10 protein-coding genes are annotated in these 14,872 nt (G+C 72.6%); 6 read left to right on the forward strand and 4 right to left on the reverse strand.

The genetic code is table 11. The features are described 5' to 3' along the window. The first annotated feature begins 59 nt into the window (after nucleotides 1–59). Nucleotides 60–989: a DUF817 domain-containing protein gene (locus MICNX66_RS05705; protein ID WP_232089207.1), complete on the forward strand. Its 930-nt coding sequence runs from the start codon at nucleotides 60–62 to the stop codon at nucleotides 987–989. Here MICNX66_RS05705 and MICNX66_RS05710 read toward each other — a convergent pair. Then, entirely contained in the window at nucleotides 976–2,496 is a 1,521-nt protein-coding gene (locus tag MICNX66_RS05710) for a DEAD/DEAH box helicase (RefSeq protein ID WP_187663665.1), read from the reverse strand. The genes MICNX66_RS05705 and MICNX66_RS05710 overlap by 14 nt on opposite strands. Nucleotides 2,497–2,692: 196 nt before the next feature. On the opposite strand from MICNX66_RS05710, the gene MICNX66_RS05715 reads away from it, so the two are divergent. After that, nucleotides 2,693–3,406 (forward strand): ferritin-like fold-containing protein, encoded by a 714-nt coding sequence (locus MICNX66_RS05715; protein ID WP_060923156.1) that lies wholly within the window; start codon nucleotides 2,693–2,695, stop codon nucleotides 3,404–3,406. 1 nt (nucleotide 3,407) lies between these two features. On the opposite strand, the gene MICNX66_RS05720 is transcribed toward MICNX66_RS05715, so the two are convergent. Together MICNX66_RS05720 and MICNX66_RS05725 are read right to left on the reverse strand one after the other, a co-directional pair. Further along, entirely contained in the window at nucleotides 3,408–3,695 is a 288-nt protein-coding gene (locus MICNX66_RS05720) for a hypothetical protein (protein ID WP_187663666.1), read from the reverse strand. A 7-nt stretch (nucleotides 3,696–3,702) separates the two neighbouring features. After that, on the reverse strand, nucleotides 3,703–3,927 hold the full coding sequence (locus MICNX66_RS05725) for a DUF3107 domain-containing protein (protein ID WP_025102974.1): 225 nt from the start codon (nucleotides 3,925–3,927) through the stop codon (nucleotides 3,703–3,705). Nucleotides 3,928–4,078: 151 nt separating this feature from the next. On the opposite strand from MICNX66_RS05725, the gene MICNX66_RS05730 reads away from it, so the two are divergent. Beyond that, complete coding sequence (locus tag MICNX66_RS05730; protein WP_187663667.1) at nucleotides 4,079–7,288, forward strand: ATP-dependent helicase; 3,210 nt, start codon at nucleotides 4,079–4,081, stop codon at nucleotides 7,286–7,288. Further along, nucleotides 7,285–10,770 (forward strand): ATP-dependent DNA helicase, encoded by a 3,486-nt coding sequence (locus MICNX66_RS05735; protein ID WP_187663668.1) that lies wholly within the window; start codon nucleotides 7,285–7,287, stop codon nucleotides 10,768–10,770. The genes MICNX66_RS05730 and MICNX66_RS05735 overlap by 4 nt, the downstream gene beginning before the upstream one ends. Here the strand turns inward: MICNX66_RS05735 and MICNX66_RS05740 are convergent. Next, complete coding sequence (locus MICNX66_RS05740; RefSeq protein ID WP_187663669.1) at nucleotides 10,716–12,035, reverse strand: phosphotransferase; 1,320 nt, start codon at nucleotides 12,033–12,035, stop codon at nucleotides 10,716–10,718. The genes MICNX66_RS05735 and MICNX66_RS05740 overlap by 55 nt on opposite strands. Nucleotides 12,036–12,132: 97 nt before the next feature. Between MICNX66_RS05740 and nudC the strand changes: the two genes are divergently transcribed. Continuing rightward, complete coding sequence (nudC, locus tag MICNX66_RS05745; protein ID WP_187663670.1) at nucleotides 12,133–13,014, forward strand: NAD(+) diphosphatase; 882 nt, start codon at nucleotides 12,133–12,135, stop codon at nucleotides 13,012–13,014. Further along, nucleotides 13,011–14,732 carry an ATP-dependent helicase gene (locus tag MICNX66_RS05750; protein WP_187663671.1) on the forward strand — a complete coding sequence of 574 codons (1,722 nt, stop codon included), beginning with the start codon at nucleotides 13,011–13,013 and terminating at the stop codon, nucleotides 14,730–14,732. Before nudC ends, MICNX66_RS05750 begins: the two co-directional genes overlap by 4 nt. The last annotated feature ends 140 nt before the right edge of the window (nucleotides 14,733–14,872 follow it).

A 14,872-nucleotide genomic window follows, 5' to 3' on the forward strand; every position in this document is an offset into this window, starting at 1 on the left:
CGGCGGACTGTCGGCGGTCTCCCGGCATTCTGTCGAGGCGGACCGATACGGTCCGAGGCATGCAACGTGCCACCTCCCTGGAGCGCCGCGTCGACGCGATCGCTCGCCGACTCCTCCGTGCGGTGCCGACATCGGGCTTCCGCGCCGGGCTGGCCGAGTTCCTCGTCTTCGTGCTGAAGCAGGCCTGGGCCTGCGTGTTCGGTGCGGCGCTGCTGGTGGTGATCGTCGCCGCCCGCCTCTGGTACCCCGACGACGCCGCGCTCGCCCGCAACGACGCGCTGACGATCGCGGCCGTGCTCATCCAGGTGGCCATGCTCGTGTTCCGCCTCGAGAGCGGGCGGGAGCTCTGGGTGATCGTGCTCTTCCACATCACCGGCACGGCGATGGAGCTGTTCAAGACCGACGTCGGTTCCTGGGCGTATGCCGCGGACGGCATCCTCCGCATCGGGGGAGTCCCGCTGTTCAGCGGGTTCATGTACGCGGCGGTCGGCTCCTACATGGTGCGCGTGTACCGGCTGTTCGACCTCGGGTTCACCCGCTACCCGCGCCGGTGGTTGACGGCCGTCCTGGCCGCCGCCATCTACGTCAACTTCTTCACCCACCACTGGTGGTGGGATGCCAGGTGGCTGCTCCTCGCCGGGGTGGTGGTGCTGTGGCTGCCCACCGTCATGCACGCCCGCGTATGGCGCCGCACCATCCGGCTGCCGCTCCTCGCGGTCTTCGCCGGGGTGGCGGTGTTCATCTACCTGGCCGAGAACATCGGCACCTGGGCAGGCGCGTGGGCGTATCCCGACCAGGCGGCGGGGTGGCAGCCCGTGTCCCTGAGCAAGCTCAGCTCCTGGTTCCTGCTGATGATCATCTCGGTGGTGCTCGTCGCCTGGGTCTACCCGCCGCAGGTTCCGGCCGACCTCCTGCACGACGAAGGGCGCCCCACGGTAGACCGTGCGGGCGCCCCTCGGACGACGATGACGCGGATCAGGCGCCGGTGACGGGTGCCGCCCCGGTGCCGGAGCCGCCGCGACGACGGCGGCGACGGCGGGCGGGGGCGGGCTTGCCGTCGTGGTGCTCCTTGCCGGTGCCGTCGTGGGTGCCGGCGCCCTCGGCGCCGCGGTCGGCGGTCTGCGCGGCGGAACCCTCGCCGGACGACCCTTCGGGCGTGCCCTCCGCGAACGTGGAGCCGACAGACGACGAGCCGGTGCGGCGGCGGCGACGGCGGCGCGTGCCGCCCTCTCCGGTGCCCTCTTCGGCGGCGTCCGCGGCGCGCTCCGGACGACGGGTGCGCTCCGTCTTGACCGCTTCCTTCTTCGGCGCGCTCACGAGCCGCCCCTTCGTCCCCTCGGGGATGTCGAGGTCGGTGTACAGGTGCGGGCTCGACGAGTAGGTCTCGACCGGTTCGGGCTGACCGAACTCGAGCGCGCGGTTGATGAGGGCCCACTTGTGCAGGTCCTCCCAGTCCACGAACGTCACCGCGATCCCGGTCTTGCCCGCGCGGCCCGTGCGTCCCGCGCGGTGGAGGTAGGTCTTCTCCTCGTCGGGGATGGTGTGGTTGATGACGTGGGTGACGTCGTCGACGTCGATACCGCGGGCCGCCACGTCCGTCGCCACGAGGACGTCCTTCTTGCCGGCCTTGAACGCGGCCATGGAGCGCTCACGCTGGTCCTGTCCCATGTCGCCGTGGACGCCGCCCACGTTGAAGCCGCGGTCGCTCAGCTCGTCCACCAGACGCTGCGCTGCGCGCTTCGTGCGCGTGAAGATGACCGTCTTCCCCCGGCCCTCGGCCTGCAGGATGCGAGCGATGACCTCGTCCTTGTCCAGCGAGTGGGCGCGGTAGACGAGGTGCTTGATGTTCGCCTGCGTCAGGCCCTCGTCCGGGTCGTTGGCGCGGATGTGGATCGGGTTGGTCATGAACCGCCGTGCCAGCGCGACGATCGGACCGGGCATGGTCGCGGAGAACAGCTGCGTGTGCCGCACCGCGGGGACCTTCTGGAAGATCTTCTCGATGTCGGCGAGGAAGCCGAGGTCGAGCATCTTGTCGGCCTCGTCGAGCACGACCTCGGTCGCGTTCGAGAGGTCGAGGAGGCGCTGGCCGGCGAGGTCGATGAGACGCCCCGGCGTGCCGACGACGATCTGCGCTCCGGCCTTGAGCTGGTCGATCTGCCCTTCGTACGCCTTGCCGCCGTAGATGGCGACGACGCTGGTGGAGCGGTTGCTCGTGAGCAGATCGATGTCCTCGTAGACCTGCACCGCGAGCTCGCGGGTCGGGACGACGATGAGGGCCTTGACCCCGTGCTCCGGATCCTTCCCGAGGCGCTGCACGACCGGGATGCCGAAGCCGAAGGTCTTGCCGGTACCGGTCTTCGCCTGTCCGATGATGTCCTGCCCCGGGAGCCCGAGGGGGATGGTCTGCTCCTGGATCGGGAAGGCATCGACGATGCCCTTCGCGGCCAGTGCGTCGACGATGTCCTGATCGATGCCGAGTTCGGCGAAAGTTGTCACTGTTGTTCAGATGCCTGTCCGGCGACCATGCGCGATCGCCTCGTAAACGGAGCCACGCCGTCTCGTGTGCCACAGGCGCGGGGCCCCGCTCCGACGGCGGGGACACGCCCAGCCTACCGGAGGGGCGGCTCCGGGCAGGGAGGACGTCTTCTGCCGAGTATTGTGAACGACGTGGCCGACTCGGGAGGAACACCTCGTGGTTAAGTGGTTCTGGCAGCGCGACGCCGCGCCGCGACGCACCCTGGCGCTGCGCAGCCGCGGCGAGCAGAGCGATGCGACGCGTGTCGACTTCGCGGAGCTGGCGCCGGAGCTCGACCGATTCCTCGGCCAGGCGGCCTACCTCCAGCTCGGCTACTTCGAGACGCTGACGCGGCTCATCCGCGCGACTCCCGAGCTGGCCGAGAAGGAATCGCTGTCCCGGGCCGCCGGTGCGGCGCTCACCAAGCACCGGGGCATCGTCGACATCATCGCGGCGCGCGGTCAGGACCCGACGCAGCTCATGCTCCCGTTCCGCGAGCACCTGGACGCGTTCCGGCGCAAGACCATCGGGGCGCGCCCGCGCGAGACCCTGCTCGCGGTCTACATCACGGCGGGCATGCTCGACGACTTCTATCTCGCGCTCGCTTCGAGCTACGGCGAGACGGGGCGGCGGGTCGCGGAGATCCTGCGCGAGGACGACGCGCGCCACGAGATCGTCGCGATCATCCAGGAGACGATCGAGAGCGACGAGGAGTGGCGCTCGCTGCTGTCCATGTGGGCGCGGCGTCTCGTGGGCGACACGATCCTCGTCTGTCGCGCGGCTCTGCGTCCCGAACTCCTCGCCGTGGAGGAGGCCCGCATCGAGCCGGTGTACACCGAGCTGATGGGGGCGCACGCCCGGCGCATGGACGCGATGGGCCTCGCGTCCTAGCTCAGATCCCGAGCGCGGCTCTCCGCTGCTCGTCGCCGCGTCGACGCGCTGCGGTGAGAGCCGCGGCGGCGAGCGCCGCGACCGCGGCGGCTCCGAGGGTGCTCGCCAGCCACAGCCAGACGCTGTCCTCGCCCACGCCGGACCACTGCAGAGCCGTGTAGACGATCGCCGAGACGGCCGTCGCGATCGCCGGGGCGAGTGCGACGCCGCGCCGTTCGCGACCGCCGATCAGGAAGTGCGCGGCGATGCCGAGCACGCAGGCGCCGACGAGGGCGAGGAGGATGTACATGCGCGGGTCAGGCGACGAAGCCCACGCGACGCGACTCCTCGGTGCCCAGCTCGATGTAGGCGAGGTTCGCGGTCGGCACGATGTAGGAGTTGCCCTTCACGTCGGCGAAGCTCAGGTGCGAGGCGCTCTGCTCGAGCGCGGCGGAGACCTGGGTGCGGACCTCGTCCGCCGTGGCAGCGGTGTCGAAGCTCAGCTCGCGGCCGGTGTTGATGATGCCGATGCGGATTTCCACGGGTGCTCCTTGCAGGTCGTCGGACTCGGCCAACTCTATCGCGCACCGAGCGGGGGAGACCGGCGGCGTCGGTCGTTTCGCCCTGAGCGCACAACCCGCGAGGAGGTTCGCCCTCGACGCCGATGTCCGCGCCTCCCGATAGCGTGGAGGGATGATGTCGGATGCCGCGCAGCGAGCCGTGATCACGGCGCCGCCGACCGCGTCGGGCGTCGTGATCGGTGCCCCCGGTACCGGTAAGACGCGCACGCTCGTCGACCGTGTGGTGCAGCTCCTCGAGGTCGAAGGGCTGCGGCCGGAAGAGGTGCTGGCGCTCACGCCGAGCCGACAGGCGGCCACCGCGCTGCGCGACCGGATCGGCGTGCGCATCGGCCAGGCGACGCCGGGACCGCTGGCCCGGTCGCTCGGGTCGTTCGCGTTCCAGCTCGTCCGCGGCGCGATGGTGAGGGAGGGCGCGGAGCCGCCGGCTCTGCTCACCGGCGCCGATCAGGACCGCATCATCGCCGAACTGCTCGCCGGCGATGCCGAAGACGCCCGCATCGCCTGGCCTCCGGCGCTCAGCGAGCCCGTCCGCGCCTCGAAGGGCTTCCGCTCCGAACTCCGCGCCTTCCTCGCGGAGTGCACGGAGCTGGGGGCGAGCCCGGCCGAACTGCGCGCCACCGGCGATGCGGTGTGGACGGCGGCGGCCGACTTCGTGGAGGAGTACCGCGCGGTGCTCGATGCCCTACGGGCCGCGCACCGCGACGCCGCCGATCTGCTCAGCGAGGCAGCGGGGATCCTCCGCACGGCTGACAGCGCGACCCTCGGGCCGCTGTCGCCCCTGCGGGTGGTGCTCATCGACGACGCCCAGGAGCTGACGCGCGGAGGCATCGGCGTGGTGCAGGCGCTCCTCGACCGGGGCATCGCGGTCCACGCATTCGGCGACCCCGACATCTCCTCCGGTGCCTTCCGCGGAGCCAGCCCCGAGCTTTTCGCGCAACTCGCCGGCGCGCTCACCACCGTGCACGTGCTCGACGGCGCCCACCGTCAGCGCCCGCTGCTGACCGCGTTGACGCGCACGGTGACGCAGGCGATCGGCGTCTCGGGACGCGTCGAGCATCGGCGCGCCCCGGCGCCCACCGCGGGGGACGACAGCGCGGAGGTCTCGACCTTCCTCGCGCCGTCGCCCTACGAGGAGTTCGACCGCATCGCGGGAGTCATGCGCGACTGGCATCTGAGCGCCGGCATCCCGTGGGAGCGGATGGCGGTCATCGCCCACGACACCCGTCAGGTCACAGCCTTGGAGACCGAGCTGGCCGCGCGCGAGATCCCGACGAGGGCCGCCGGGGTGCAGCGCCCGCTCGGGAGCGAGGGGATCGTGCGCGACATCGTCGGCATCGTGCGGCTCGCGCTGACTCCGGACGAGGACCGCACCGTGCAGGCCTGGGAGGAGGCGCTGCGGACGCCGTTCGGTGGAATGGACGCGATCGCGCTCCGTCGGCTGCGCGCGCGGCTCCGCCACCTCGAACTCGGTCAGGGCGGGTCGACTCCCGCGCGCGAGCTGCTGCGCGCGGCGATGTCGGCGCCGGCCACCCTCACGCTCATCGATGCACCGGAGTCGCGGACCGCCGAGCGCTTCGCCGAGACGGTCGCCGGCGTCGCTCGTGCGGCGGCGGAAGGCGAGACGATCCACGACCTCCTGTGGCGCATCTGGGAGCAGGCCAGGGCCGTCGACGGGCGGCGGCTGCAGGTCGCGTGGCGGGAGATCTCGCTGCTGCCGACCGGAGCCGAGACGGCGCGATCGCTGGATGCTCTCGTGGCTCTGTTCGACGCGGCCAAGCGCTTCGTCGAGCGCACACCCGACGAGCGCCCCGAGGTCTTCGTGCGCGACATCCTCGACAGCGAGGTGCCGGAGGACACGCTGTCGTCGCCGGACCGGCCGGGGACGGTCACCCTGCTCACGCCGGCCACCGCGCTCGGCACGGAGTTCGACGCGGTGGTCGTCGCCGGTGTGCAGGACGGCGTCTGGCCCAACGTACGGCTGCGTGGCGGGCTGCTCCAGACCTGGCGGCTCGCCGACGCGCTGACCGCGGCGCGCTCCGGCCTCCCGGCGGAGGTCCCGGGCGTGCTCGACCGGCGTCGGGCGGCGCTCCATGACGAGTTGCGGCTGTTCGTGCGGGCACTCTCGCGGGCGCGCCATCGCCTCCTCATCACCGCGGTGGACGATGACGACCTGTCACCCAGCGCCTTCTTCGGATTCCTTCCCCCTCCGGAGCCGCCGGAGCGTCATGCCTCCGCGGAGCACCCGCTCACGCTGCGCGGGCTGGTCGCGCGGCACCGTCGGGTGCTCACCACGACACACGCCGAACCCGCGAGGCGCGAGGCGGCCGCCCAACTCGCCATCCTCGCCCGGGAGGGCGTGCCGGGAGCGCATCCGCACGACTGGTACGGCGTCACGGCGCCCTCGACGGCGGCGCCGCTGCGCGATCTCGCTGCGAGCGGAGCCCGGGTGTCGCCCTCGGCGGTGGAGTCGTACGAGGAATGCGGGCTCAACTGGGTCGTCTCGGCTCTCGGCGGCGACACCGTCATGCCGCCGACGGCGGGCATCGGCACGATCGTCCACGAGGCGATGGAGCGCGTGCCGGACGGCGACCTCGCGCGCATGCGGGAGATCGTCGAGGAGCATTGGCCGGAGCTCGACTTCGAGACGGCCTGGATCGGGCGCAAGGAGCGTCGTCGCGCCGACCTGTTCGTCGACCGGCTGCACAGCTACCTCGGTGAGGTGACGAGGGACGGCGGGCGCGTCCTCGGCAGCGAGGTGGAGTTCCGGTTCGCCGTCGACGTGTCCGGCGAGACCGCCGAGCCGAGCGTCTACCCGGTGGGGGAGGACCGCGGTCACCGCGCCATCGTGCACGGCTACATCGACCGGGTCGAGGCGTATCCGCCCGGCGCGGGCGAACACGGACCGGCGCGCGGTCGCGGCTGGCAGTCGATGGCCGGTGGGCCGGAGGGGACCACGGTGGTCGTCGACCTGAAGACCGGGAAGACCGATCCGGAGGCGGACGGCGGCGTCGTCGACCATGCCCAGCTCGCGGCCTATCAGATCGCTGTGCAGGAGGGGCTCGTGCCCGGTGCCGCGCCCGGTTCGCTCGGGGGCGCGCGTCTGGTGATCGTCTCGAAGACCCTGGCGAAGAGCGACTACCGCGTCGCGCACCAGCACGCCTTGGACGCCGAGGCCCGGTCGCAGTTCCTGCACCGGGTCGCCGAGGTCGCCCGCGGCATGTCGGCGGCGAGCTTCACGGCCCAGGTGGAGGCCCACTGCGCCGACACGCAGCGCCGGGTCCATCCCTGCCGCATCCACACCGTGCCGGCGGTGAGCGCATGACCGCAGGAACCCCGGACGCCGTGCTCTCGGCGACCGACATCGCCGCCGCGCTCGGACTGCCGACCCCGACGCCCGCCCAGCAGCAGGTGATCGAGGCGCCGCTGGAGCCGGCGCTCGTCGTCGCCGGGGCGGGCAGCGGCAAGACGGAAACCATGTCGGCCCGGGTGGTCTGGCTCGTCGCGAACGGGCTCGTCCGCCGGGACGAGGTCCTCGGCCTCACGTTCACCCGCAAGGCGGCGGGGGAGCTCGCGGAGCGCATCGGCGCCCGCCTCGCCGTCGTCGACGAATACGGTCGGCGGGGCCTGCTCCCGCATCTCCCGGAGATCGTCGCCGGAGGGGCACTGCGTCGAGTGGCGGAGGCCGCGCCGGGGCGGCAGCGCGAACTCGTGCGCAGCCATGTCCTCGACGAGCTCGCCCAGCACTACGGCACGGCCGGGGAGCCCGGGGCGCTCCGCACCGCCGACGACCTCCTCATCCGTCCCCGCGTCTCGACCTACAACGCCTTCGCCGACGGCATCGTGCGCGAGCACGCCGCACGCATCGGCCGGGATCCCGATGTGGCGATGCTCAGCCAGGCGGCGTCCTGGATGCTGGCGCGAGAGGTCGTGCTCCGCAGCGATCTGCCGGAGCTGGAGGAGGTCGACTACGCCCTCGGAACAGTCATCGACGCCGTGCAGCGGCTCGCCGGCGCGGCGCTCGACCATCGCGTCGACCTCGCCGAGGCCGAGCGTCTCGCGGCAGCACAGGCCGCGGCGTTCGAGCCCTACCGCTCCCATGCCGATGTCGAGAAGGCGGCGGTCAACCTGCGCACCCTCCCGACTCTGACCAGCCTCGTGCGCGACTACATCGCCGAGAAGGACCGGCGCGGCGTGCTCGACTTCGCCGACCAGGTGTCCGGAGCGTACGACATCGTCGAGTCCGCGCCGGACGTCCGCGCCGAGCTCCGGGAGCAGCACCGGGTCGTGCTGCTCGACGAGTACCAGGACACCTCGGTGATCCAGACGCGCTTCCTCGCGGAGCTGTTCCGCGACACGGCCGTGATGGCCGTCGGCGATCCGCACCAGTCGATCTACGGGTGGCGCGGAGCCAGCGCCGACAACCTTTACGCATTCCCCCGATCCTTCTCGAGCACGGGGGATGTGCGCACCTACAGCCTCATGACGAGCTGGCGCAACGACCGCCGGATCCTCGACGTCGCCAACCGGGTGTTGGAGCCTCTGCAGCGCCCCGGACTCGACGTGCCGCCGCTGGAGCCGCGGCCGGGCGCGGGGGAGGGCACGGTCGCCGTGCGCTACCCGTTCACCGTCGACGACGAGGCCGCCGAGGTCGCGGCCTGGTTCGCCGAACGTCGCGCCGCCCACGAGGAGGCCTCGACCTCCCCGCACACCGGCGCCATCCTGTTCCGGTCCAAACGCCACATGCAGACCTTCGCCGGCGCGCTCGCCGCGCGAGGCATCCCGCACCGCATCCTCGGTCTCGGGGGCCTGCTCGCCACGCCCGAGGTCGTCGACGTGGTCTCGACCCTGCGGGTGGTGCACGACCCGACGGCCGGTTCGGCGCTGATCCGGCTCCTGACGGGCCCGCGCTTCGGCGTCGGGGTGGCGGATATGGCGGCGCTGTACGAGCTGGGACGCGCGCTCGCGGAGCGCGACACCGCCCTCATGCCCCTGCCGGAAGAGGTGCGGGCGCGGCTGCGCTCCTCCCGCGGTGCCGACGAGGCCGTCTCCATCGTGGACGCGGTCGACATCGTGCGCGCGGTCCGCGACGACTATCGCCTGCTGGAGGGCATCACCCCGGAGGGCCGCTCACGGATCCGCGCCGCGGGGGAGATGCTGGAGCGCCTGCGTCGCGCGTCGTCCCAGCCGATCCCGGAACTCATCCGGCTCATCGAGCTGGAGCTGCGATTGGATATCGAGCTCGCCGCCAACGAGACCCGGGGACCCGCGCGGGTCGCAGCCACCCAGCTGCGGGCGTTCGCCGACGAGGTGCGCGCGTTCCTCGCCGCCGACGAGCGCGGCACGATCGGCAGCCTGCTGGCCTGGCTCGACAAGGCGGAGAGCACCGACGAACTCATGCCCCGACCGGAGCCCCCGGAGCCCGGGGTCGTGCAACTGCTCACGATCCACGGGTCGAAGGGCCTGGAGTGGGACGCCGTCGCGGTCGTGCGCCTCGTCGTCGACGAGCTGCCTGGGCGGGTGTCCGACACCTCGGGATGGTTCGGGTTCGGCGTCGTGCCGTTCGCGCTGCGCGGAGACCGCGACGCGCTCCCGCGTTTCGTCTGGGACCCGGAGGAGGCGATGGAGGGCGAGGCCGACCCCGGCAAGCGGCAGAAGCTCGCGCAGGCGTCGCTGTCGGGCGGGGCGACGAAAGCGAACCCCCACGGTGGCGCGCTCAAGCGCTTCAAGGACGCCTACCGGGAGTATCAGCGCCAGGAGGAGCGTCGCCTCGCCTACGTGGCGATCACCCGCGCCAAGAGCGACCTGCTGCTGAGCGGCGCCCACTGGGCGGGTCAGAAGGCGCCGCGCACGCCGAGTCCGTACCTCCTGGAGGCCATCGACGTCCTCGGGCTCGACGCGATCCCTCCGGTCGACCCGGACGAGAACCCGTACGACGGTCCCGGCGCCACGCTGCACTGGCCGCTCGACCCGCTCGGCGGACGGCGCCCCGTGGTGAGCGCCGCGGCGGCGGTCGTCGAGGAGGCCCTCCAGGGCGACACCCTCGAGCCGACCGAGGAGTTGCGCCGGCTCCTCGACGAGCGCGCCGCCCGCCAGCGCGGGACGGACGCGGAGGCACCCACGCGAGTGCCCGCCTCCCGGTTCAAGGACTACGTCACGGACTACACCGGGACCCTGTCCTCGCTCGTGCGCCCGATGCCCGAGCGCCCGTACCGCCAGACCCGTCTGGGGACCCTGTTCCACGCGTGGGTCGAGCAGCGCTCCGAGCTCGTCGGTGTCGGAACCCGGGTGGACGAGGCGCTCTGGGAGGTCGACGAGGACGAGCCCGAGGACGACGGTGCACCGGGTGCTCCGGCATCCGGTGCCGCTGCGGACGCCGCGGACCTCGCCGCACTGCAGGAGACCTTCGAGCGGAGCGAGTGGGGGCCGTTGCAGCCGCTCGCCGTGGAGATCGAGATCGACTTCGCGCTGGGAGCCGGCCTCCCGGGAGTGCGCCCCGACGCGACGGAAGCCCACATCGTCATCTGCAAGCTCGACGCGGTGTACCGACGCGCCGACCGCGGCGGACGTATCGAGATCGTCGACTGGAAGACCGGGCGGGCGCCACGCACACCGCAGGAGCGCGAGGAGCGCATGCTGCAGCTGGCCCTCTACCGGCTCGCGTACCACCGGCGTTTCGGCGTCCCGCTCGAGGAGATCGACGTGGCGCTGTACTACGTGGCCGACGACCTCGTCATCCGCGGGGACCGCGTCTACTCCGAGGAGGAGCTCTTCCAGCGCTGGAGCGCCGCCCGCGCCGCGCGCTGAGCCTCTTCGGAATCGTCGTCGTCCGTCGTGGGGGAGGAGGGGAAGGAAGTCTCGACCCGTCCGCTTCCGCGCGTCTCGGCGAACGCGTGCGCGACGCCGGAGAGGTCCTCGGTCTCGATGCTCGCCACGGCGGCACGATGTTCCGCGTCGGACTGCGACGGCGCGCCCGCGGGCTCGCCCGCCTCCGCCACCGACGACACGGTGCGCGCGGCGTCGAGATCCACGTCGTCCGCCTCCGCCGCCCAGAGCTCTTCCGGGTTGTAGGCATCGGTCTGCATCGAGGTGTCCACCTCGGGAGCGGCCGCCACCGGCACGCGGTCGAGCGCGTCCATCGCCGAGTCCACGTCCGAGCGGCGATCACCGGGCACGCCGAGATCGTCGTGGCGCAGGCCGTCGGCGAGAGCCTCCAGCAGCGCGGCCGCGTCCTCCACGATGTCCTCGCGCCGCAGCGCGTCCCCGTGGACGAGCCAGCGGGCGAACTCCAGCTCGGCGAGCAGCCGCGCACGGATCTCGAGACCGGCGTCGGGAGTTCGATCCATCGCACGGGCGTACGCGCCGTGCACGTCGGCCGCGGCGTCGGGCGCGGCCGACAGCCAGGACAGGTCGAGCGCCGGATCGCCGACCGCGAGACCGTGCCAGCCGATCACGCCGGTGACCTCGGGGCCGCGCTCGGGATGATCGTCGAAGAGGAACGACGTGGCCTGCGCGCCGCCGAGCACGACCGTCGACTCGAAGCGCCAGAGGTCGTCGTCGGCGACGGCCTCCCGCCACCGCACCGTGAGGCGGGCGGGGACGCGTCCCGTGGCTGCGGCGGTGTCGACGAGCCGCTCCAGCTCGGCGCGGCTCTCCTCCGCACTGCGCATCACGAGTCCGGCACCGCGGACGACCGACGTCGGCAGCGCGTGCACGGCGGCGATCGCGGCCCCCATGGACTCCGCGGCGCCGCGTCCGGCGGGAACCATCGACGCCTCGATCTGGAAGCCGGGGAGCAGTTCGGTCACGAGCGCTCGGCCCTCGCCCACCCTCGTCTCGCCGATGTATCCGGGAGCGCGGAACGGGAGCATGGCGCGCGCGCCGTCGGTGAGGGCGCGGAGCGCGAGGGCTTCGGCCGCCAGCTCGCGCGCGGCGTCATCATCGTCCGCCACGCGGATCGCGAGCTCCCGGCCGTCGGCGAGGGAGGCGACGGCGGAGTCGAAGCGCCCGTCGCCGTTCGCGGTGAGCGCCCGGGTGCCCGTGACCTCCGCGCCGGGAAGTGCGGCCGTCACCGCCGCGGCTAGAGTGAATGGAGAGCGTCCCATGCCCCCAGGGTAGGTCGGCTCAGGGGCGGTCCCGCCTCCGCCACGCCCGTGAGAGAGGGAGTCGATGAGCATTCCGCGCCCGTTCTTCGACCGCGCCGCCGAACTCCGCGAGGAGGAGGGCGTGATCGAGCGTCTCAGCGGCCTCGCGGCCTCGCGCGTCATCGTCGTCCGGGAGGGGCGTGTGCGCGTCGCGGCCTCGGCGCTGCTGCGCGTCTCGGCGGACGACGTCACGGACGGGACATGGGCGCTGCTCGGTCGGGAAGCCGACGGCTCCGCGCTCCTGCTCGCCGCGCTCCCGCCGGAGACCGATGCTCTGGACACGGCGCCGGACGAGATCTGGCTCGGCCTCCGCGACCTCGGCGGGCGCCTGGACGCCGGGGAGTCCGAGGTGCTCGTCGCCGCGGTCGCACTGGCCGGCTGGCTCCGCGACGCCCCGTTCTGCCCCACCTGCGGCGGAGGGACGGAGCTGCGCAACGCGGGCTGGTCGCGGCGGTGCCTGGTCTGCGGCCGCGAGCACTTCCCGCGGACCGACCCCGCGGTGATCGTCGCCGTCGAGAGCGCGGACGGCGAGCGGTTGCTGCTCGGTGCCAATGCGAACTGGGGCGGTCGCATGTACTCCTGCTTCGCCGGCTTCACGGAGGCGGGCGAATCCCTCGAGGCCACCGTGCACCGGGAGATCGAGGAGGAGTCCGGCGTGCGCCTCTCGACGCTGCGCTACATCTCCTCGCAGGCGTGGCCCTTCCCCCGCTCGCTCATGGTCGGGTTCCGCGCCGCGGTCGAAGACGAAGCCGCGGCTAGACCCGACGGCGAGGAGATCATCGACGTGCGCTGGTTCACGCGGGAGGAGATCGGCTCCGCGCTCGCCGGGGACGGTCCCGTCGGGTTGCCGGGACCCGCCTCGATCGCGCGCGCTCTCATCGTCGACTGGTTCGAGGAGCGCCCGTGAGCGCACTCGATGCCCTCGACGAGCGGCAGCGAGCGGCGGCTTCGGTCCTGCGGGGGCCGGTGGCGGTGCTCGCGGGGGCCGGAACCGGGAAGACCAGGGTCATCACGCACCGCATCGCGCACGGGGTGGACACCGGTGCCTACTCGCCGTCCCGGGTGATGGCGGTGACGTTCACCGCGAAGGCCGCCGGTGAGCTCCGCGGACGCCTCCGTGCGCTGGGCGTCGAAGGCGTCGCCGCCCGCACCTTCCACGCGGCCGCGCTCGCCCAGCTCAACTTCTTCTGGCCCACGCTGGCGGGGGCCCCCGCGCCGTCGATCATCGACAACAAGGTGCGCATGCTCGGTCAGGCCGCCGATGCCCTCCGCCTGCGTCCCCGCACGGCGACCCTGCGCGACATCGCCTCGGAGATCGAGTGGCGGAAGGTGTCGATGATCTCGATCGACCGGTACGCCGAGCTGGGCCGTCCGATCACCGGGATCGACCCCACCCAGCTCGTGGAGCTGATGCGCGGCTACGAGGCGCTGAAGGACGAGCGTCATCAGCTCGACTTCGAGGACGTGCTGCTCGCCTGTGCGGGGATGCTGGAGACCGAGCCACGGGTCGCAGCCGCCGTTCACGAGCAGTACCGGCACTTCACCGTGGACGAGTTCCAGGACGTGTCGCCGCTCCAGAACCGGCTCCTGGAGCTGTGGCTGGGCGATCGGCACGACATCTGCGTGGTGGGCGACGCCAGCCAGACGATCTACTCGTTCGCGGGGGCGGAGCAGCGGTTCCTCCTCGAGTTCGAAAGGCGGCACCCCGACGCGACGGTCATCCGGCTGGAGACGAACTACCGGTCCCAGGCCCCCATCCTGACGGCGGCGAACGCGCTGATGCACGGTCGCCCCGGGGCGCTGGAGCTGGTCCCCGCGCGGGAGCACTTCACCGCCGAGCCGCCGACGGTCACGGCGTACGACTCGGAGTCGGAGGAGGCCGCGGGGATCGCGGCCGGTGTCGCGGCCCGTATCGCCGACGGCGCCTCCCCGTCCGAGATCGCCGTGCTGTATCGGGCCCATGCGCAGTCCGCGGTGCTCCAGCAGGCGCTCGCCGCCGAGGGGATCGCCACCTCGGTGCTCGGCGGCACGCGATTCTTCGCCATGCCGGAGGTACGCCAGGCGATCCTCGCGCTCCGTGCGGCGGCGGTCGCGCCGACCGAGCACGGATTCCTGCCAGGGGTGCGGCGGGTGCTTCGCGAGCTGGGACTCACCGAGGAGCCGCCGGCCGCCGGGGGAGCTCAGCGCGACGGCTGGGAGGCGCGACGGGCCATCCTGCGGCTCGCGGAGGATGCCGGTCCGGAAGCGACCCTGCGATCGTTCAGCGACGAGCTCATGGCCCGCGCGAAGGATCAGCACGAGCCGACGATGCGGACGGTGACACTGTCGACGCTGCATGCGGCCAAGGGCCTCGAATGGCCGCACGTCTACCTCGCGGGGTGGGCGGAGGGGTCGCTGCCCATCTCGTATGCCACGACGTTCGAGGCCGTGGACGAGGAGCGTCGCCTCGCCTACGTGGGGGTCACGCGGGCTGCGCGCACGCTGGAGCTGTCCTGGGCACGATCGGCGGGGCGCGGCGAACGGGCGCCCTCGCGGTTCCTGGCGGAGATGGGGACGACGGGTCGCGGCACAGGCATTCTGCGCGAAATCGCACCGAACGCCACCCGATCACGCCGTCCGCGCTGATCCGGGCGATGCGGGCGGCATCGGGGTCCGCGAGGAGACGCGCAGCGACCGCTCCGGCCGCAGCCACCCTGGCGAGTGTGATGCGCCCGGGGTCGCGGCCGACGAGCTGACCGTGGAGCAGCGGCCAGGCAGGGTCCCGA

Source organism: Microbacterium sp. Nx66 (assembly GCF_904066215.1).
Taxonomy (GTDB): domain Bacteria; phylum Actinomycetota; class Actinomycetes; order Actinomycetales; family Microbacteriaceae; genus Microbacterium; species Microbacterium meiriae.

Coding starts and splice junctions, on each gene's coding strand:
- MICNX66_RS05705 (WP_232089207.1), top strand. CDS start 60: ATGCAACGTGCCACCTCCCTGGAGCGCCGCGTCGACGCGATCGCTCGC.
- MICNX66_RS05720 (WP_187663666.1), bottom strand. CDS start 3,695: ATGTACATCCTCCTCGCCCTCGTCGGCGCCTGCGTGCTCGGCATCGCC.
- MICNX66_RS05730 (WP_187663667.1), top strand. CDS start 4,079: ATGATGTCGGATGCCGCGCAGCGAGCCGTGATCACGGCGCCGCCGACC.
- MICNX66_RS05735 (WP_187663668.1), top strand. CDS start 7,285: ATGACCGCAGGAACCCCGGACGCCGTGCTCTCGGCGACCGACATCGCC.
- nudC (WP_187663670.1), top strand. CDS start 12,133: ATGAGCATTCCGCGCCCGTTCTTCGACCGCGCCGCCGAACTCCGCGAG.